This window comes from Pseudomonas sp. FBCC-B1667 (genome assembly GCF_059133255.1).
The window spans coordinates 2,827,878-2,848,917 of sequence record NZ_CP101437.1 but is presented as its reverse complement, the minus strand read 5'-3'; the positions used below and the strand labels follow the sequence as shown (position 1 = coordinate 2,848,917).

General features: G+C 60.2%; 16 protein-coding genes. 14 read left to right on the top strand and 2 right to left on the bottom strand.

Annotation, left to right across the window (positions count from 1 at the left end; all coding sequences use genetic code 11):
* Positions 1-11 precede the first annotated feature (11 nt).
* The 13 genes from NL116_RS12915 (at position 12) to NL116_RS12855 (ending at position 16,531) form a co-directional block, all read left to right on the top strand.
* Complete coding sequence (locus NL116_RS12915; protein ID WP_494377489.1) at positions 12-545, top strand: polysaccharide biosynthesis/export family protein; 534 nt, start codon at positions 12-14, stop codon at positions 543-545.
* Positions 546-547: 2 nt separating this feature from the next.
* Positions 548-2,860: a GumC family protein gene (locus tag NL116_RS12910; RefSeq protein ID WP_494377488.1), complete on the top strand. Its 2,313-nt coding sequence runs from the start codon at positions 548-550 to the stop codon at positions 2,858-2,860.
* Between the two features lie 371 nt (positions 2,861-3,231).
* Positions 3,232-4,623 (top strand): undecaprenyl-phosphate glucose phosphotransferase, encoded by a 1,392-nt coding sequence (locus tag NL116_RS12905; protein ID WP_494378056.1) that lies wholly within the window; start codon positions 3,232-3,234, stop codon positions 4,621-4,623.
* A 30-nt stretch (positions 4,624-4,653) separates the two neighbouring features.
* A complete protein-coding gene (locus tag NL116_RS12900; RefSeq protein WP_494377487.1) occupies positions 4,654-5,994 on the top strand; it encodes a UDP-glucose dehydrogenase family protein in 1,341 nt (446 codons plus the stop codon).
* A 12-nt stretch (positions 5,995-6,006) separates the two neighbouring features.
* Positions 6,007-6,711 (top strand): WecB/TagA/CpsF family glycosyltransferase, encoded by a 705-nt coding sequence (locus tag NL116_RS12895; RefSeq protein ID WP_494377486.1) that lies wholly within the window; start codon positions 6,007-6,009, stop codon positions 6,709-6,711.
* Positions 6,712-6,713: 2 nt separating this feature from the next.
* Complete coding sequence (locus NL116_RS12890) at positions 6,714-7,796, top strand: glycosyltransferase (RefSeq protein ID WP_494377485.1); 1,083 nt, start codon at positions 6,714-6,716, stop codon at positions 7,794-7,796.
* Entirely contained in the window at positions 7,793-8,905 is a 1,113-nt protein-coding gene (locus NL116_RS12885; protein ID WP_494377484.1) for a glycosyltransferase, read from the top strand. Before NL116_RS12890 ends, NL116_RS12885 begins: the two co-directional genes overlap by 4 nt.
* On the top strand, positions 8,902-10,215 hold the full coding sequence (locus tag NL116_RS12880) for an O-antigen ligase family protein (RefSeq protein ID WP_494377483.1): 1,314 nt from the start codon (positions 8,902-8,904) through the stop codon (positions 10,213-10,215). The genes NL116_RS12885 and NL116_RS12880 overlap by 4 nt, the downstream gene beginning before the upstream one ends.
* Positions 10,216-10,231: 16 nt before the next feature.
* Positions 10,232-11,185, top strand: coding sequence for a glycosyltransferase family 2 protein (locus NL116_RS12875; RefSeq protein ID WP_494377482.1), 954 nt, complete (start codon positions 10,232-10,234; stop codon positions 11,183-11,185).
* A 13-nt stretch (positions 11,186-11,198) separates the two neighbouring features.
* Positions 11,199-12,617: an oligosaccharide flippase family protein gene (locus NL116_RS12870; protein WP_494377481.1), complete on the top strand. Its 1,419-nt coding sequence runs from the start codon at positions 11,199-11,201 to the stop codon at positions 12,615-12,617.
* Positions 12,618-12,646: 29 nt separating this feature from the next.
* Positions 12,647-13,702: a UDP-glucose 4-epimerase GalE gene (galE, locus tag NL116_RS12865; protein ID WP_494377480.1), complete on the top strand. Its 1,056-nt coding sequence runs from the start codon at positions 12,647-12,649 to the stop codon at positions 13,700-13,702.
* 28 nt (positions 13,703-13,730) lie between these two features.
* Positions 13,731-15,209 carry a family 16 glycosylhydrolase gene (locus NL116_RS12860; RefSeq protein ID WP_494377479.1) on the top strand — a complete coding sequence of 493 codons (1,479 nt, stop codon included), beginning with the start codon at positions 13,731-13,733 and terminating at the stop codon, positions 15,207-15,209.
* Between the two features lie 191 nt (positions 15,210-15,400).
* Complete coding sequence (locus NL116_RS12855) at positions 15,401-16,531, top strand: acyltransferase family protein (RefSeq protein WP_494377478.1); 1,131 nt, start codon at positions 15,401-15,403, stop codon at positions 16,529-16,531.
* Here the strand turns inward: NL116_RS12855 and treS are convergent.
* Positions 16,509-18,575 (bottom strand): maltose alpha-D-glucosyltransferase, encoded by a 2,067-nt coding sequence (gene treS, locus NL116_RS12850; protein ID WP_494377477.1) that lies wholly within the window; start codon positions 18,573-18,575, stop codon positions 16,509-16,511. The two genes, NL116_RS12855 and treS, sit on opposite strands and share 23 nt — an antisense overlap.
* A gap of 229 nt (positions 18,576-18,804) precedes the next feature.
* On the opposite strand from treS, the gene NL116_RS12845 reads away from it, so the two are divergent.
* A complete protein-coding gene (locus tag NL116_RS12845) occupies positions 18,805-19,650 on the top strand; it encodes a hypothetical protein (RefSeq protein ID WP_494377476.1) in 846 nt (281 codons plus the stop codon).
* Between the two features lie 8 nt (positions 19,651-19,658).
* Here NL116_RS12845 and NL116_RS12840 read toward each other — a convergent pair whose 3' ends face one another.
* Positions 19,659-21,005, bottom strand: coding sequence for an MFS transporter (locus NL116_RS12840; protein WP_494378055.1), 1,347 nt, complete (start codon positions 21,003-21,005; stop codon positions 19,659-19,661).
* Positions 21,006-21,040: the final 35 nt, after the last annotated feature.

Genomic DNA, 21,040 nt, shown 5'->3' with positions numbered 1-21,040 from the left:
GAGGGTTGGCCATGAACTCACACACTCTTGGCTTGTTGGTCGCATTGGTATTTGTCCCCAATACGTACGCAGCGGACTCCGGCACTCAGTACAAACTGGCCGCCGGCGATGTCTTGCGCATCACCGTGTTCGGCGAGCCGGAACTGAGCATAAAAAGGGTCCGCCTCAACGACGCCGGAACGTTTTCTTACCCGTTCCTGGGCGAAATTTCCGCCAGGGGCCTCACCCCTAACCAGGTTGAAAAGATCATTGTCGACGGGCTTAAACAGGGCTACCTGACTGATCCGAAAGTCAGCCTGAGCCAGATCGAGTACCGCGCGTTCTACATCAACGGCGAAGTCACCAAGCCCGGCAGTTACCCCTTCGTGCCCGGCCTGACCCTTGAAAAAGCCATTGCCTTGGGCGGTGGCCTGACCGAACGAGCCTCGATCAAACGCGTGACGATTGTGCGCGGCGACAGCGGCCAGACCCTCACCGATGAAGTGACGCGCAGCACCACGATTGCCCCCGGCGACACCATTTCCATTGCACAAGGCTTTTTCTAATCATGGACAACAGCCCTAGCAACTACGTCGAACGTCCGCTGCAAACGCACCTGTATCAACAGCACAGCGAAGACAGGGACACCATTGATCTGCTCAAACTGTGGAGGGTGATCTGGCGTGCGAAATGGAAAATCGGCTGGCTGGTCGTGCTCAGTGTTGCGCTGGCGGTGGTGGCGGTTTCGCTGATCACCCCGCAATACGTCGGCAGCACCACGCTGCTGTTCAACGATAAGACGCCGCCGCTGATGTCCTTCCAGCAAGTGAAGGATTCAGGCAGCAACGCCACCGACTACTTGCAGACCCAGCAGGCCCTGCTGGAGTCTCGCGACTTGGCCGAACGTGCAGTGAAAAAGCTTGGCCTCACCACCAACCCGATCACTGACCCGCGCCAGCAACCGGCGCCGTGGTTCACGCCGCGCAAATGGTTGGCGGACCTTAACCTTGACCAGTGGATCCCGGGACTGGGCATGTTGATGCCGATGAAGGACGCGCCCACCGAGCAAGACGTGTTCAATCAGGTCACGCAAAACCTGATGCTGCACACCACGGTCAAGTTTGTCGGCAAAAGCCAGCTGTTGAACATCGAGGTCGAACTGCCGGACCCTGATCTCGCCGCCGCAGCGGCCAACGCACTGGCCCAGGGCTTTACCGATAGCCAGATCGACACCAGCGAAAAATCTTCGCAGTCCACCACAGCGTGGATGAACACGCGACTGGTCGAACTGCGCAACAACCTGCGCGTGGCCGAGAAAAAGCTTCAGGGCTACCGCGAAGAGCAAGGGCTGGTCGATGTCGGCGGCGTTTCCACCATCAGCGCCAACGAACTGGAGGCTACCGGCAGCCGCATGGTCGACGCCCGCCGCACCCGCGCTGAAGCCGAGAGCGAATACCGTCAGGCCAAGGCCCTGAGTACCGGTGATTTGAGTCGGCTTTCCAGTGTGCCCGCGGTCTTGAGCAACCCGTTGGTCCAGCAATTCCAGGCGGACCGGGCCAAAGCCCAGGCCAAGGTTGATGAGCTGTCGGGGCGTTATGGGCCGAAACACCCGAGCCTGATTTCCGCGCAGTCCGAATTGCGCGCCGCCACCACCGCCCTGCAATTGCAGGTGCAGCAAGTGGTCGCCGGGATCGAGCGGCAATACCAGCTCGCCTCGGCCAGCGAAGCCTCGATCCGCCAATCGTTCAACAGCAACAAGGCGCAGATCCAGGACATCGCGCGCAAGGAGTTCCAACTGCGCGAGTTCCAGCGTGAGGTCGACAGCACCCGTGCGCTGTACGAAACCTTCGTCACTCGCTTGAAGGAAACCGCAGCCACCGCCGACATGGACTCGACCAAAGTGCGCATCGTCGACCCGGCGATTGTGCCGATGGAAGCCAGCAAGCCACGTAAAACGTTGATCGTGGGCATCGTCGGGTTGCTGGCCGCCGTGATTGGCGTTGCACTCGCCCTGCTGTTCGACAGCCTGAGCAACACCTTCAAGACCGACGAGACCATCGAAAGCACGCTTAATATTCCACTGCTCAGCGTTGTCCCGTTGGTGATGAAGAAAAACCGCCGGCAATTGGCGCGGTTGTTCGAGGACAACGACCACCCGCGTTTTTCCGAGACCATTCGCAACCTGCGCACCTGGTTGATGTTGCAAAGCAGCGAAATGCCTTCGCAGGTGGTGCTGGTGACTTCAACGGTTGCCGGTGAAGGCAAAAGCACCATTGCCAATAACCTCGCCAGCTCGCTTACCTCCCTTGAGCGGGTGCTGCTGATCGATGCCGACATGCGCCAGCCGACCCTTTCGCTGAACTTCGACTTCCCGCCGGACTCCCCGGGTCTGGCGAATGTCATTGCGGGCACGGCACGCCTTGAAGATTGCATTGTCTCGGTAGGCAACCTGGACTTGCTGCCGGCCGGAAAAATGCTGCAGCCCTCGGTGGACCTGTTCACCGCACCGCGCCTGCCGTCCCCCGCCGACGCGCTCAACCCGGCACGTCAGCCTCCGCCCCAGGACTTGCTCAGCTCGCCACGCATGGCGCGGATGCTCGAAGCACTGAAGTCGCGTTATCGCCACATCATCATCGACTCGCCGCCGGCGGAGATGATCAGCGATGCGTTGCTGCTGGCGCAGCATTCGGACGCCGTGATTTACGTGGTCAAGGCCGACAGCACGCCGATCAGCCAGGTGCAAAGAGGCATCGCGATGTTGCAACAAAGCCACGTACCGGTGTTCGGTACCGTGCTCAACCAGGTCGACCTGCGCAAGGCGCGCAAGTACGGTTACAACCACTCCCGCACGTTCTATAACTACGACTTCGCGCCCCGATAATGTGTGGTGATGGGGTCTGTAGCTAGGAGGCTTCTGTGGCGAGGGGGCTTGCCCCCGTTCGGCGGCGAAGTCGTCGTAAAACCATTCAGCGCAGTTTTATCTGAGCGGCAGCGGTGACTGGTTTTTCAGGGCCGCTGCGCAGCCCAACGGGGGCAAGCCCCCTCGCCACATGAGCCCCCCAGCCACGGACGCCCCCTCGCCACAGGTAAGTGCCACACCGCAGTTATCCGCCATAACAAAAAGCTGCTTCACCTCTGCCAAAACAAAAACAACTGCTTCACCTCTGCCGAGCTACGGAAAAAGCCTGCGGGAGCCACGCCGTGTCCGCCCGTTTAGTGCTGGTGCATTACTTCTGCCTTGAGGTCAAGCCCATGACTCCGCTCTATACCGCTCACCTGACTCACCGCCGAGGCCTGACGTTCTGGGGCCAGTGGGTCTGTGCGATGACGCTGACCATCGCGCTGCTGATGCTGCTCGTCCTGTGGCGCGTCGGCAGCCTGACCAGCGATTACCGGATCCTGATTATTTTGACCGTCCTCGGCTCGGTGCCGATCTACAGCGTGATGCAGGTCTACCACAAGCGTCATGGCCTGTTGGTCGGGCTCGGTCGTTTGCTCGCCGGCTGGCTGATCCTGCTGGCCGTGCTGGCGGCCATTGCCTTCATCACCCAGACCAGTGCGACGTATTCGCGTCAGGTGATCATGGTCTGGGCGGTGCTGGGTTTTCTGGTCCAGGCGCTGAGTTTCCTGCCCCTGCATTACTTCGCCCGATTGCACTCGCGCATGGTCTGCAAGGAACGTCGCTCGGTGATCATCGGCACCTGCCCGACCGCCCATGAACTGGCGAAGAAACTCTCGCAACCGAACCGTGCGTTGGTCCTGGGGTTCATCGCCGCCGCTGACGACAGCGGTCCGGCGCCGAGCATTCTGCCGCTGCTGGGTCGGGTCGAGGGGATTCGCGAGATCATCACCCGCCTGGCCGTGCGGCGCGTTTACATCGTGCTGACGATGGCGCATGCCGCGACCATCGAAGCGCTGTACATCGACCTGCTGGACATGAACGTTGACGTGGTCTGGATCCCGGATTTCGGCAGCATGGTGTTGCTTAACCACTCGATCTCGGAAATCGAGCGGATGCCGGCGATCTACCTGAATGAAAGCCTGATCAGCTCGCACCCCGCCAGCCTGTTTTGCAAGGACCTTTTCGAGCGCAGCCTGGCGGCCACGGCCCTGATTGTGCTCAGCCCATTGCTGTTGGTGGTCGCGGCTGCCGTCAAGTTGAGCTCACCTGGACCGGTGCTGTTCAAGCAAAACCGCCACGGCTGCAACGGCGAAGTGATCAAGGTCTGGAAGTTTCGTTCGATGCGCGTCCACGACGACCGCGAAGTGCGCCAGGCCACCCGCGAAGACGATCGTGTTACGCCGCTCGGACGCTTCCTGCGCCGCAGTTCCATCGACGAACTGCCGCAGCTGTTTAACGTGCTGTTCGGCCAAATGGCCCTCGTCGGCCCGCGCCCGCATGCCGTCACTCACAACATTTACTACACCGGCAAAGTCCGCGCCTACATGGCCCGTCACCGCCTCAAGCCGGGCATTACCGGGCTGGCGCAGGTCACTGGGCATCGCGGCGAGACCGAGACCGTGGAAAAGATGCAGCTGCGCGTCGCCCAGGACCTCAACTACATCAACCAATGGTCGCTGTGGCTGGACATCAAGATTCTGATCAAGACGCCCTTCACGTTGTTCTCGAAAAACATCTACTGACGCCCTGCTTCGACTCCCCGAGGTTTGATCATGAATGTGAGCGTATTCGGTATTGGTTATGTGGGCCTGGTCCAGGGCGCCGCGCTGGCAGAAGTCGGCCATAACGTGATGTGCGTGGACGTCGACGCCGCCAAGGTCGAGGCCCTCAAGGACGGCACCTTGCCGATCTACGAGCCGGGTCTGAAAACCCTGGTGCGCGACAACTACCAGAGCGGTCGCCTGCAATTCGGCACCGATCTGGCCAGCGCCGTGCAGCATGGCGATGTGTTGTTGATCGCGGTCGGGACGCCGCCTGACGAAGACGGTTCAGCAGACCTTCAGTACGTGCTGAGCGTGGCGCAAACCATCGCGCAGAACATCGACCGGCATCAGATCATCGTCGACAAATCCACCGTCCCCGTCGGCACGGGCGACTTGGTCCGCGCACGCATCGAGCAGGTGCTGGCCGACAACGATCGCGGCCATCTGACCTTCGACGTGGTCTCCAATCCGGAATTTCTCAAGGAAGGCTGTGCGGTGGACGACTGCATGCGTCCGGACCGGATCGTCATCGGCACCGACAGCGCGCACGCCGAAGAGGTCATGCGCGAGCTGTACGAACCGTTCAATCGCAACCGCGAAAAAATCATCGTCATGGACATCCGCAGCGCCGAACTGACCAAGTACGCGGCCAACTGCATGCTCGCGACCAAAATCAGTTTCATGAACGAAATGGCCAACATTGCCGAAAAGCTCGGCGCCGACATTGAAATGGTCCGCCACGGCATCGGCTCCGACCCGCGCATTGGTTATCAATTTATCTACCCCGGTCTGGGCTACGGCGGCTCGTGTTTCCCCAAGGACGTGAAGGCACTGATTCACGCCGCCACCAGCGTCGACATCGATGCGCGGGTGCTCAAGGCCGTGGAGTCGCGCAACAACGAACAGAAAGCCACCCTGTTCAGCAAGATTTTCAATCACTTCGACGGCGCCCTGCGCGGCAAGACCTTTGCTCTGTGGGGCTTGAGCTTCAAACCCAACACCGACGACATGCGCGAAGCCCCCAGCCGGGTCTTGATGGAAGCCTTGTGGCACGCCGGCGCAAGCGTCCAGGCCTACGACCCGAAAGCCATGGAAGAAACCCAGCGCATTTACAGCTCACGCGATGACCTGACCCTGGCGGGCACCAAGGAAGCGGCGCTGAAAAATGCCGACGCCTTGATCATCGTCACCGAGTGGCAAGCGTTCCGCGCGCCGGACTTCGACCTGATCACCCAGCAGCTCAAGCAACCGCTGATTTTCGACGGACGCAACCTGTTCGACCCGCAGCGTCTGAGCAAGCGTGGCTTCACCTATGTGTCCGTGGGTCGGCCGACCCATGCCGCAACTTGAGGAGGGTCGGCCATGATCACGCTGAAAATCGTCAGGCGTTACTCACCGACGTTGCTCGACGCCAGCCAGGCGTATTCCTTCATTAATTTCGCGTCCATCGGCAGCCTGATCAGACAAACCCCAGGTAGCATCACCTACTTTTGCGACGGCATGCTGATGTCGGCGTTCATGTCGCGGGTCACCGGGCGCACTGTCGGCCGGGTCAGTTTTGATTTCACGTCCATCGCTCACCCGGTGCTCGCCAGTGCCGAGCAACAGGGCAAACGGGTGTACTTCGTCGGTGCCCGGCAGGACGAACTGGCGCTATTCATCAGCAAGATCATGGCGCGCTATCCGCGGCTGATCATCGCCGGTTATCACAACGGCTATTTCGATGCAGCTCAAGCCGAGGGCATTCAGGCCGAAATCTGTGGCAGCCAAGCAAATATCCTGATCGTCGGCCTCGGCGCCGGATTGCAGGAACAGTTCGTACAGGACGCCCAGCGCTCAGGGTTTCGCGGCGTTGCCTTTACGTGTGGCGGGTTCATTCGCCAGGAGGCCATGGCCACGCGTCAGTACTACCCGGCGGTGATCAATCGCTTGCACCTGCGGGCGTTCTATCGCATGTACCGTGAGCCGCACACCATCAAGCGCTACTTCATCGACTACCCGAGCAATTTCTTGCAGCTGCTGGCGATGGTCGTTCGGCACGAAGTCACCATCAGTGTCGGGGAATGAGCATGCACATTCTGTTCATCCTCAAGGATTTCACATCGGGCGGTGGCGTCGAGCGCGTTCAGCAGCGCTTGTCCGAGCAGTTTCTCAAGGACGGCCAACATGTGAGCTTCTTTGTCATCAACGGCGACACGCCAGACGCTGAAGGGGTGCAAAGCCTTAACGGCGGCGGTGGCAGCGGTATGTGGGGAATGCTCAAATCCATCGTCCAGTTGCGCCGACTGATTCGCCGCGAGGGTGTCACTCACCTGATTTCCGCCAAGGAACAGGCCAACCTGTGCACGTGGTTCGCCACCCTTGGCAGCGCTTGCAAGGTCATCTATAGCCGCCACGCATCATTCGATTGCACGGAACAGAAAACCGGCCCCGCCAGCCTGCGCCTGCTCTACGCGCTGTACCTGTGTGGCAGCGGAAAGGTCGTAGCGGTGTCCACCGCGCTGCGCCAGTCGTTGGTCGAGATGATGCCGTGGGGTCGGCAGCGCATCCGTTATTGCCCTAACGCGGTCATCACCGACCAGCTCCTGCACGCCGCCAAGGGGCCGTTGCCTACGGAAGTCCCCCGCCATTACTGGCTGGGCCTGGGCCGCTTGGTCGAGCCCAAGGGCTTTAACCTGCTGCTCGACGCCTACGCCATGGCCCTGCAAAGCGAAGCGGTGCCGGACCTGGTGATCGCCGGCGACGGTCCCTTGCGCGAAGCCCTGATCATTCAGGCAAACCGTCTGGGCATCGCGCACCGGGTGCATTTCATCGGGTTCCTGAGCAACCCCTATCCCCTGCTGAAGAACGCCCGGCTATTCATTCTGAGTTCGGTGAATGAAGGCATGCCGACCGTGCTGATCGAAGCCCTGGCGCTGGGTACGCCGGTGCTGGCATGCGACTGCGAGACCGGGCCCCGGGAACTGCTGGACCACGGCCGGCTCGGTCAACTGGTCGAGGTCAACAACGTGCCAGCGCTGGCCGAAGGCATGCTGCAAAGCCTGTTCTTGCAGGGTCAGGTGGCGATCAACGAGGACATGATCTGCGACGCGATCCGCCAGTACACCAGCCAGGACGCCGCGCAGGCGTATTACCAGGTATGGAACCAATGAAAAAGCTGCTGATTATCCTCCACGACCTCAGCGCAGGCGGGGCGGAGAAAATGATGACGCGCCTGGCCGGTGCACTGGTGGACGCGGGAAACGACGTGACCCTGCTGATGCTCACGGGGGGCGGCATCAACGTGGCAAACCTCGATCCCCGAGTAAAAAAGGTTGAACTGGGCAGCCCGCGCAGTTCAAGGGCGGTGCCGGCGCTGGCGCGTTTTCTGTGGCAAAACCGCTTCGACGCACAACTGGCAGCGCTGACACACGTCAACGTGGTGGCCATCGTCGCCGCCGCGCTGTCCGGGACGCTGGCCCGGCTGCACGTCAGCGAGCGCAATGCGTTTTCCCACGACAAGCACGTCAATCCCGACCTCATGGTTCGGATCGCTTACCGGGTGGCGCCGCTGCTCTATCGACTGATTCCCAACCCGGTGATTTGCGTGTCACGCGGCGTCGCCCAGGACTTGATCGACACGACTATTGCGCGTCGCCAGGACGTGACCATCGCCGACAATCCGGTACTCGACAACGACTTTCGTGACAAGCCGCCGCGCCCCCCCAGCCATCCCTGGCTGCTGGAAGCGTCCAGCCCGGTGATCGTCGCCGTGGGTCGCCTGGCGCCGCAAAAAGGCTTCGACACCTTGATCACCGCGTTCGCCGCACTCCCCAATTGCAACGCACGCCTGATCATTTTTGGCGAAGGCGTGCTGCGCGATCGGTTGCTGGCCCAGGCGCGTAAATTGGGCGTTGCGGACCGCGTCGACCTGCCGGGTTACACCCATGACCCGATGGCGGAAGTGGCGGCGGCCGATTGCTTCGTCTTGTCGTCGCGCTTCGAAGGCAGCCCCAACGCGCTGGTCGAAGCATTGTCCACCGGCACGCGGGTGGTCTCGACCCGTTGTCCCCATGGCCCGCAAGACATCCTGATCAATGGCGTCGTTGCCCCCCTCGTGGCAGTCGACGACCCGATTGCGCTGTCGCAGGCCATTGCCCTGCAACTCGCCACCCCACGCGATGTACACCGCCAGGCCCGCCTCGATGCAGCGGCCCGGTTCATGAACGCCAGCGCGGTGAAAACCTACCTCACCGCCCTGCTCGGGAGCCCCTCGACATGAACAGACTGGAGATCCGCTATTCCACCCTGCGTGATGGCTTCACCTTGTTCGGCGTGCTGTTTTACATCCAGGTGATTTCGTTTGCCCTCGGCTTGGGCGGCGCCTCGAGTTTCGACGACATCGACAAAGACCTCGAAGGCAACGTAACCAACCAGGTCTGCGGCTTGATCACGTTGCTGGTGCCGTTGTTTTTCTTCATCCGCAACAAGGTGTTCCTCAGTAAAAGTTTCTACCGCGGCAACTTCTTTCTTCTGCTGTTCCTGCTCAGTGTGATCGCCTCGATCGGCTGGTCCACCGACCCGATGCTCAGCTTCAAACGCTTTGTCGCGATGATGAGCGTGGTGTTTTTCGCCGGCTTCATAGCCTACAACTACAGCCTCGAAAAAATCACTTTCATGCTCGGCTGTGCCATTGGCGCGGCGGCGTTGATCGGCTTGATCCTGGCATTGGTGATGCCCAGCCTTGCGTTTGTTTCCGGCGGCATTCGCGAAGGCGCGTTCAAGGGAATTTTCACGGAGAAGAATGCCGGCGCACGAATCAACGCCATCGCAATCCTGTTGCTGCTGCCGATGATTCGCCAGCGCAACCGATGGGCGCTGTTCTGCTCGTTCTTCTCGTTGATTGCGATCCTGCTCGCCCAATCAGCGACCGGGGTGGTGTTGATCATCGCCGGCACCATCAGCTACTGGTATTTCCTGACACTGATCCGTTTACGCATGAACCGATCGCAGCTGTTGTTCCTCGGCTGCACCCTCCTCTACCTGCTGGTGTGCCTGTTCCTCTACAGCAACTTTGCGGTGTTGCTGGAAATGGCCGGACGTGACCCGTCACTCACCGACCGCACGATGATCTGGGAGCTGCTCGAGCCGTTTGTCGACGATCAATACCTCAAGGGCTACGGCTTCGGCGCCTTCTGGTCGAGCCCCGATGCCGCCGCGTTCATCAAGCGTTGGGGGTACATCGGCAACGCCCACAGCGGCTATATGGAGACGCTGCTCAATGGCGGCATCATTCAGCTGACCGCACTGGCGCTGCTGCTTGCTGAAGCGCTGCTCAAACAGTACCGGGCCGTGACGGCGAACCAGTCTGCACAATTTCGCGCCAGCGCCCTGGTGATCATCGGTCTGTTCGCCGTCACCAACTACGTAGCGTACGTGATTCCCAACTACCGCTCTGCCGAGTTCCTGGTGTTCTGCACCCTGGCCCTGTCGTTTCGGCATCACCCGGCGGCCTCCCCCCAGAGGTCACCGGCAACCCTGCGTCAGCGTCCGTCTGGCAGGGCTTTACCGCGCGATTCAGCCAACGCGTAAAAAAGGAGAAACACCCGTGTCAGACCAAGCCCCGTCTTTACCGCATACAGTGTGTGTCGTGATCCCGATGTACAACGGCGCCGACAGCATTGAGCAAACACTGACCTCCCTGGCCGAGCAAACCCGACTGCCCGACCATGTCATTGTCGTCGACGATGGTTCCACCGATGACGGACCACAACGGGTCAAGGACTTCGCGGCACCGTTTCGCCTGACGCTGTTGCACCAGGCCAACGAAGGCCAGGCCAGCGCCCGCAACCACGGTCTGCGGCACTCTGAAGAGACGTTTGTGGCGTTCCTCGATGCCGACGACCAATTTCGTCCGCAAAAGCTGGAGCTGCAACTGGCCCTGTATGACGAACTCAGTCGTCAGGGACGGCCGGTGGGGCTGATCGACTGCTACACGCAGGTCAATTACAGCGACGGCAGGCGGCAAATGGACAATCTGCGCAAGCACGGCCGGCATTTCTACGATTTCATCCACGCCAATGTCCTCAATGGCGTGTCCACCGCGCTGGTCAAGCGCGACGTGATCCTGCAATACGGCGGCTTCGATGCCAGCCTGCGTTACTCCGAAGACCGCTTCATGTGGACCCGGATCGCCGAACACTGGGAGATCCACACGGTGCCGCAGGTGCTGCTGGAGCGCACGGTCAATGGCAACAACATGACCGCGCAACCGAAGAAGTACTACCCGAACAAGATCAGATTCATCGAGGTCTACCTCGCCCGCTACGGCGCGCAGCTCAGCAAGCAGCAACGGATTGATTTCGTGCTGGGCAACCACACCGACTTTCTCAATGCCTTTTCCCGCAAAGGTGAGTACGCCGATGTGATCGGCGTCTACCGGCGAATGCTGGACTATTCCTGGCAAACACTGATCTTCGCCAACGGTAAGCCGACCTTGCGCTACCTCAACGCTTGCGCCCGTTCATGGCGCAAGGCAACGGCGTCAACCACCGCTCACTGAACCGGTATCCGCCATGGCCAATCATCGTCTGGTGACATTGATCTGGATCTTCACCGAGAAATTCGGCCTGATTTTCCTGTCGATGATTACCTTTGTCGTGTACGCCCGGCTGCTATCGCCCGCAGAGTTGGGCGTGGGCACGGTGATCATTGCCATCGTCGAGTTGATCGGCCTGGTGTATTCATCAGTACTGGAAGACCCGCTGGTACGACTCGAACGGCTGGAGGACACACACATCTCCACGGCCTTCTGGGCAGCGGTACTCGTCAGCCTGGTGTCCATCGTCGTGATCTCGGGTGCGGCGGTTCTGTACACGCCCGACCCGGTGCTGCAATGGATGACCGCGGTGGCTTCGGTGAAAATCCTGTTCACCATGATGGCGCGGGTCTACGTGGCGCAGATGCGCCGAAGCGGCGACTTCAAGACGCTGGCGTCGCGCACGCTGCTGGGCAAAGTGTGTGGTGGCCTCGGCGGCATCGCAGTCGCGCTTTGGGGATGGGGCGCCTGGGCGGTCATTGCCCAGGCGCTGATCATGGAGTTCGTGTCCATCGTTGTATTGATGCGCGCCGACTCACGACGCATCGCCTTTCATATTGACGGCCCGTTCTTGCGCGAGCTGTTGAAGGCCGGTGCACCGGTCGCCGTCAACGCACTGAGTTCGCAAACGCTGCAGCGCGGAGTCAACGTGGTCCTGGGCATGACGGCCGGCGCAAACGCGGTCGGTATGTTCAACATGGCGATGCGCATCATCGAGCTACCACGCACCGCGATTTACAATGGCCTGCTGAGCTATGCGTTGCCGGTGTTCGCCCGGCGCAGCGCCGATCCATCAAGGCTGCGCGCGATCATCAGTGATTCGACCGCCGTCAGCGGCTTCGTGCTGACGCCTTTGTTCATCGGCATCGCACTCACGGCCCACGACGTGATCCTGTTGATCTTCGGCGCCAAATGGACCGAGGCCATTCCCCTTCTACAAGTGCTTGCGTGCACGGCAGCCATCGGCAATATCGCCATGTACGCCACGACCGCACTGGTCGCGGTCAATCGCAGTCACCTGACCATCAAGGCCGAAGTGGCCACCACGCTACTCGCACTCGCGCTGGTCTATAGCTTCGGCAGTTTCTATGGCGGCATGGCCGCCGCCCTCGCGTTACTGGCCCGGATGGTGATCATCACGCCGTTGCAGATCCGCGGTTTGAACAGCGCCATCGGTTATGGCTGGCGGCTGTTTTTCGACACCAACTATCGCAGCGTGATTGCCTCGCTCGTCATGGCCGCGATCGTTCTCCTTGTTTCCTCTCGATCGGGTTTCGACGGTTACTGGCACCTGATCTGCAGCATCGTGGCCGGCGCGCTGAGCTATGCCGTGGCGTATAGCCTCATGCACCCGCGCTGGCCGCAAGAATTCAAATCGGTATTCACCGCCCGCTGAATTCAGTCCCGAAACAGGAACACCTCACCATGCGCAAAACTACGCTAATCACTGGTGGGGCCGGCTACATCGGCTCCCATACCGCCCTGGCGTTAATCAACGCCGGACACCATGTGTTGGTGCTCGACAACCTGTGTAACAGCTGTCGAGAGTCGATCGTTCGTCTTGAGCAGCTGACCCATACCCGGGTCGATTTCATCAATGGCGATATTCGCGACTCGATCTTGCTCGACGATATTTTCAGTCGCTATGACATCGACGCCGTGGTGCATTTCGCAAGCCTGAAATCCGTTGAGGAAAGCTTGCGAAGACCGTTGGATTACTACACCAACAACTTCGCCGGTACGCTGAACCTCTGTGGGGCGATGGCCCGAAACGAGGTGTTCAACCTGGTGTTCAGCTCGTCGGCCACGGTCTATGGCGACCCCACGCAAATACCGATTGCCGAAGATCTCGGCACTGGCAAACCCGTTAACCCCTACGGTCGCACCAAGCTGATGATCGAAGAGTTGCTGACCGACCTGTGTCACTCCGATCCACGCTGGAACATCGCCTTGCTACGCTATTTCAACCCCATTGGCGCTCATGAAAGCGGCATGATCGGCGAGGATCCCCGGGGCCGGCCCAACAACCTGTTGCCGTGCCTGACGCAGGTCGCGATTGGACGAATGCCCGAACTCACGGTGTACGGCTGCGACTATCCCACTGTGGACGGCACATGCGTGCGCGATTACATCCATGTGGTCGACCTTGCCAATGGCCATTTGAAAGCGCTGCAGGTATTGCAAGACTTGGGCGGCATTCATTGCTGGAACCTGGGCACCGGCATTGGCTACAGCGTGCTCCAGATCATCCACAGTTTCGAAGACGTTACCGGCATCCCCATTCCTTACCGCTTCGCTCCGCGCCGCCCCGGAGATATCGCCCAATGCTGGGCCGATCCGAGCAGGGCTGGACGGGATCTGGGCTGGAGCGCACAACGCAATCTGGATCAGATGATGATGGATTCCTGGCGCTGGCAGTCATGCAATCCACAGGGCTATCAATCCTCAATCGACGTTCCGGCATTGACTGCGGTGAAGTAAGCAGTCGCTCCAACGGGAAGGCAAACACATGCTCAGAGACTGTCTGTGGGTACTGCTGTGGTCGGTTTCACTGGTGTGCAGCGCCGCACCAGCGCCTTCCCGTCCGCCCGCTGCCGGGCTGGTGCTGTGGCTGGACGCGGACGATGCGTCGACCATCAGTATCGACACTCAGGACCGCCTTCTGGGATGGAACGACAAGTCCGGCAAATCCAACCACGCCACGGTCGACGATGCCATTGAGTCGTCGCATCCGTTGCGCGTGGCCAATGCCCTGAACGGCCACGCGGTGGTGCGCTTCACTGGCGCTTCGGCGTTGCTGGGCAAAACCATCCGCGCCGGCAAGGGCCCGGCGACCCTCCTGATCGTTTCCCGCCGGCTGCCCGAACAGAGTCCGGCAGACCCGTGGCAGCGGCTGTTCAGCTCGCGTCCGAACAGCGCCGATAACGACAACGTACTGCCGAACTTCGCCATCAGCCTGCGACAGCCAGACGCCTACGCACCGACCTTTTCCGTCCTCGAACTTCAAGACGTGCCAATCGGCCCCTACGCGGTCGGGCGCAACGTGGTCGGAAACGCCGACAATTTCAAAGGCGATATCGCGGAAGTGCTGGTGTACGACCGCCCGTTTGCCTCCCTGGCGCAGCAACAAGAGGCGTATCAATACCTGGCGAACAAGTGGTCAATTGACGTTCCCCGCGAGGCTGATACCTGGACTCGGGTCGGGCCGTTGGGCACGTTACCCAAACCAAGCGACGCTGGCTTGCCCCTGTCCGACCAGGCCAATGCGGGCAACTGGATTTTCGATGGCAATCTGTCCGATGACTTCAATGGCGACGTGCTCGACCCCGTGCGCTGGCACGTCAACAATGCCCAAGGGAATGAATCCCTGGGCCGCAAACCGGCGTTGTTCAGGCCGGCCAATGCGTTCGTGGCCAATGGCAACCTGAACATCGTTTTTCGCAAGGAAGCCTTGCCGCAAAAGTACGTGGATCTGGGTTTCAAGGACTACTCTTCCGCCATGGTTCGCACGGTCGACCGCGGTTTTTACGGTTACTACGAGGCGCGCGCCAAACCCATGGACTCGGCAGGTTCCAGCGCCTTCTGGCTGGCCTGGACGGGCATGGCCGACAACGCCACCGAAATCGACATTTTTGAAATCGCCGGCAAGACCAAAGGCGCTGCACTCGACCGCTCGTACAACATGAACGCCCATCTGTGGGCCACGCCGCAAAGCACCGAACATATCGCCAACGGCAGCGTCTGGGTCAGCCCCTGGCGTCTGGCGAGTACGTTTCATGTCTACGGTTTCGATTGGCAGCCCGACACCCTGCGCTGGTACGTCGATGGCGTGCTGGTCCGGGAAACCAGGAATACGAACTTCTTCTTTCCCATGCAGATCGTCTTTGACAGTGAGGCCATGTGGCAATGGTTCGGCGTGGTCGACGATGCTGACCTGCCCTCTACCTTCAGGGTCGATTACGTCAAGGTGTGGCAACGCAGTCAGTAGCGTTTCTCAATCATGGATCAGCCCGTCAGGTGCCTCCGATTAGCCCTGAACTTTCGTTCGAGCAGTCGAGTCGACAGAATTCCAGCCCCGCCCGCACGCCCGATCATTCCCGCGCGTGACCGCGCTGGGTCAGCGTTCAATCGACAGGGACGTCAGTCGTCAATCAGCGCCAATCCATCTGGAGTGTGTACGTGATCAAACGCCGGCTGAATGAACTGGATTTGCTGCGCTTCCTGGCAGCGCTCGCCGTGGTGTTTTTTCACTATGCTTTTCGCGGGTATGCAAAAGGCGACATGTCTGAAATGCCCTATCCGCTGTTGGCAGAGCCTGCCAAATACGGTTACTTGGGCGTCGAACTGTTTTTCATGATCAGCGGATTCGTCATTCTGATGACGGCGTCGGGCAATAACCTAAGAGCGTTTTTCATCTCCCGCGCCATTCGCCTCTACCCTGCTTTCTGGGTGTGCTGCACCCTGACTTTTCTTGTCACGCTGGTCATCGGACAGCCGCGCTACACCGCTAGTATTTATCAATACCTTATTAACATGACGTTGCTGGGCGACTTTGTAGGCGTCGAACCAATAGACGGCGTGTACTGGTCGCTGTTTGTCGAAATAAAGTTCTACCTGATGATCTCCATTCTCCTGGCCTTCAAGAAAATAGAAAAAATAGAAACCTTTCTCGTGTACTGGCTACTGATCTCTGCCGGCGCCGAAGTATTCGCTTTTGAAAAGTTGCGCTCGACATTGATTACCGACTACGCCGCCTATTTCATCGCGGGCGCGACGTTCTACATGATCTGGGCCAAGGGGTTCACCATAAGACGCGTGTTGCTCCTGGCAGGCGCATTGGCATTGGCCTGCTTCACCGCCATCGTATGGGCCCGATTGCTCGAAACCAAATACCCGACCGACTTCGATCCGCTGATCGTCTGCAGCATGATCATCCTGTTCTTTATGACGTTCCTGCTGGTCGCAACCAACAAGACAGCAATGGTGGGAACCTTCAACTGGACGGCATTAGGTGCGCTGACTTACCCGCTATACCTGCTGCATCAAATGATCGGCTTCATGATCTTCAACATTGCCTATCCGGCGGTAAACCCGCACGTCCTGCTCTGGGGCACTGTCGCGTTGATGATCGGTGCGTCTCATGTCATCCACACAAAAATAGAAACGCCCATTGCCAGGCACTTTAAAAAAGCCCTGTCATTCTCCTTCCAGCGTGTCGAGGCGAATAAGCCAAGGTACCTGCGGCCGGTTGAGCGTCAAGCGGACGCAGAACCGACCGAGCCACTCCCTAAATCATCGGCGAAGCGCTGACCACCCGCAGCGCCAATCCTTCGAACGCGTCCAGCGTGATGGTGAATTCCCCTCCGGGCGTCAGGTCTCCTTCCACCCGTTCATTGATGATGTCGACCACCGGCCCCGGTGCAATGTTGGGCAGGTGCAAGGTTTCGGTGATCGCTGTCGAACCGAAGTTCAGCGCGGTGATTTGCGTGCCTTTGCCGGCCGGCAATTCGTGGACCATGACCAGCAGCCCCGGATGCTCGACATCCGGAATCAGGATCTGCCGGCTGGCGGCAATATCGTAGGCACGGCGTGCGGCGAGGATTCGCTTGAGTTGCGAGACGAACGAATCCGGGTCCTTCAGTTGGCTGGTGAGGCTGCCATACAAGGTTTTCGGTCGCGGCATCTGCCCCGCTGAGCGCTCTGCTTCGGGGTTGAGGTCGACCAGATCGTAGGCGCCGCGATGAATCCATCGGGTGTCGCCGTCGTCCATCAAATGCGCGACCTGCTCGGCCGGCAATGGCAGCGCACCGACCAGGTCCCAACCAGACAACGCGAACACGCCGGGCTGCATGGCGTTGTACATCACCAACAGTAAATGCACCTGACGAATCTGCTGGATGTCCTCGGCGGTGATCGCGTCAAGATCACGAATCCCCAACGCGGCCGTGATGATGCTGGCGGTGGTGCAGGACACACCGTTGGTGACGAACTTCAAATTGTACGGCGCGTGCTCCCCGGCCAGGCGTTCATACATCTGCTCGCGAATGTGCTCGCGCAGGATGTTGCCGGGGAAGGTCTGGCCCTGATAGAGGAAGTTGTCGTGGGCGTGCAGCGTCCAGAAATGCACCAGTTCCAGGGTCAGTTCGTCGTGGTTTTGCAAGGCGTGGATCAACGAACCGGGATCGATACCGAGGGTGTGCATCTGCCGCAACATCAAGCGCAGAAATTCGGTATCGCCCATCAGCAACGCGTGCTGGTAGGCCGGTCGGGTGATGAAGTCGTATGAGAGATCCGCGCCGCCATGGGACATGGCGGCGATGTCGTCGACGGTCAGGTTGAGCTCCTGAAAACTGAAGCCGCCCGCTTTGCGGATCGCCCCGGCCAGCAACTGGTTGCCGGTGATTGACAGCGGATGGCTTTCCGACCAGGCAGTGCCGTCGAGTTTGCGTTCAACGCCGAGAAAACCGTTGGCATCCAGACGCAGGATTTTTGCGCCCATCACGTCGATGGCGTGCAGCGCGTCGCCGATGATCATCTGCTGCGCGGCGAAGGTCGGGTCCAGCCAGTTCAGCGAGGGCTGCCCTTCCTTGAAGTAATGCAAATAGACCCAGCGGCGCGGCTTGCCATCGACGCCCACTACAATCGGCGTCGCACTCCAGTCGGTTTCCTTGACCCCGGGCTCGAAGAAGATCACTCGCTGCAATTGGCCGACGATGTAGTGCTTGTCGAGAAGCACGTCGACCTGCAATGGGCTGAGGTTTTGTGCATCGCGGCCTTCGGCGATGTCCGGCAGCAGCGGCCAGTCTTCTTCGCGGATTTCCACCATGTGGTAGAGGCCGGGATAGTCCTCGTACGCCATCTCGGCCAGGCGAAAATCCGCGCCCTTGCCGGTGTGCGACGGGATCACGTCATCGATGATCACCGCGTTGTGCGCGGCGGCCATGCGCACCAGCGCCTGCAACTGCGCCTCGGTGCCCAGTTGCGGGTCGATGTCGAAGCTGATGCGGTCGAAATTGCCGTCAATCGTCGGCGTGCGCTGGGTGCCGGTCAGGCCGCCGGACATTTTCAGCGGGCCATTGTGAATGCCCTGGATGCCGATTCTCGACAGCGCATGCCACAGGGTTTCATCGCCCAGGGCTTCCAGCACGGTGCCGTTTTCCCGAGTAACGATAGACGCCGGGTACGCGGTGAACCACACCGACGCCAACGCTGACGCGTCGCGCGGGCGGGTATGCGCATACGGTTGCTGCCACAAGCGGCCCTGCCCGGAATAGAGCCTGGCCCGCTGCCGGGCGGCGTGCAGCATGGATTGTTCAACCAGCCAGATCACATGGTTCTTGTCCGCTGCGGTCATAAAAACAATCACCTGTCATTAAAGTCAGTGGCGCGAGGCCCGTGTTTATCTGGCGTCGCTCGTTTTAATATGAGGCCCTGCGGCGCGATTCGTTGCATTGACCCGCGAGTGCTTCAAGTAGACGGGATCGGCGCCGATACAATGAAAGCGTCATGGATACGGCGTACGGTGTCCGGTATTGAGCGTCTTATCGCTCTCACTTGCGAGCGTCCCTCGCCAAGGAAGCACAATGATCACTGTTTCAACTTCAACGAATGCGGCGATGTCGGCCTACGCGGCGGCCGTCGATTCGAAGTCTGCCAATGCCCGGCAGCCGGTCGCTCAAGCCGACACGGCACAGGCCAAGGCGTCCAACACGGATTCGGTGAGCCTCTCCAGCACCTCCACCGATTACAGCAGTTCGATCGTCGGCAATACGCCGTACTTTCCGGTGCGCGCGGGAATGAATGCCGATGCGTTGGTGTTGGGTGCGTCAAAGCCCGGTGCGGTCTCCAGTTCCAAGGACAAGACCTTCCCGGAAGTGGCTGCCGATGCGCGCAAGCGCATGGATGAAAAATACGCGCAGATGAGCGCCAGCGGCAAGCCGTACGCCAACACTGATGAAGACCGCAGTGCCCTGTTCGGTGACCTCGATCGACGCTCGCTGAACGCCGTCGCCACCAACGAAGGCGGCAAGTTCACCGCTGACGAACAAGCCTCGGCCCAGGCCTTGATGCGCCAGCAGGGCCGTCTCGCTACCGGGTATTACAGTGGCCCGGCAGACCAGGAGAAAAACTGGAAAGACCCGTTCGCCAACGACCCGCTCGCCCGCGCCCATGCGGCCCTGGATTTTCTCGACAACATGAGCCCCGAGGAAAAGAACACGCCGCAATGGCTGGTTCAGCACTTGTCGCTCGAAGCGGCGTTGAACCAAAGCGCGAATTCGACCGATAAAAAGCCCGGGCACTTTCACAACCTGGCTGAAATCCTCGCGGGCGTGGTGACGGACGGGTCGGACCAGGAAAAAGCCAGTGATGCCAAAACTGACGATCCGCTTGCCCTCATCCTGGCCAAGCTTCAATCGCAGGTTTCCTGATCCCCAGATCACCGCAACCTCCCTGTGGGAATGGCGGTGATTTCAGGTTTTTGGGTACGTAACGCGATCAGCACCGCCAGAACGATCAACCCCGCCGCCACCGCAAACGTCACCCGCATGCCATTACCGGCAAACACCGCGCCCATCGCCGAGGCCCCTGTGATCAACCCCATATTGCGCGACAGACTGAGCAACCCGGCAATCACCCCTCGCTGATCGGCACCGGCACCGGTCATGATCAAGGTGTTATTGGCCGCCTGAAACAGCGCATAACTGCCAGTGATCACCGCGATGGGGACGACATAACCAGGCACACCAAAACCCGCCGGCATGATCGCCAACACCCCGGCGCCCAACGCCATGCTCGCAAGCCCGAACACCGTCATGCGCTGCGCCCCGAATCGATCCACCAGACGCCCCGCCGGTACACCGGCCAACGCCGCCACCAGTGGACCGACGGACAAGGTCAACCCGACCCGCACGGCGTTCAGCCCCAGCGTGCCCGACAAATAAAACGGCCCGACCACCAGCGTCGACATCATCACCGTCGACACCAATGCACTCATGGCCAGACTCGCACTCAGCCCACGCTCACGGAACATCGCCAACTTGACCAAGGGCGACCTGGATCTCGCCTCGACCCACAGGAAAACTCCACCGCCGACACCAGCAACCAGCAACGACCCCCAATCACCCAATGTCATAGCCAGCGCATACGCGCCAAGCGTCAGCGCCAACAGCAACGTCCCCGGAAAATCGAAAGCGCTACGCCGAGCCACCGGCCGATCTGCGGGCAAACAGCGATACGCGAGCACAACGTTCAAAACACCCAACGGCACATTAACCAGAAAAATCGTCTGCCAGCCGAACCCGGAGATCAGCACACCGCCCAGCGAAGGCCCTAGCGTTGTGCCCATCGCCGACATCGTCCCCAGTAAACCCATGGCGCTGCCGGTCTGCGCTGTCGGCACCGTGTCCGCGACAAACGCCACGGTGAGCGCCAACATGATCGCCGCGCCCAGACCTTGCACGGCACGGGCCGCGACCAGCCAGCCCAGCGAAGGCGCGAGCCCACAGGCCAGCGAAGCCAGAGTGAAAATGATGATGCCGCCCAACAACAAGCGTTTGCGACCGATCAAGTCACCGAGTCGTCCGACGCTGACGATCAACGCCGTGATCGCCAGCAGGTACGCCAGGACGATCCACTGCACGTCTTGAAACGCAGCATCAAACGTCTGAGCCAACGTCGGCAATCCGGCATTGGCGATGCTGGTGTCGAGGGAAGGCATCAACATCGACAGCGAAAGGCTGGCAAGCGCCCAGCGGACCGGGGTGGATGGCGTGAAGGTTTTCAAGGGGCTGACCTGTTCTGAAAGATTGGCTTTCAGCG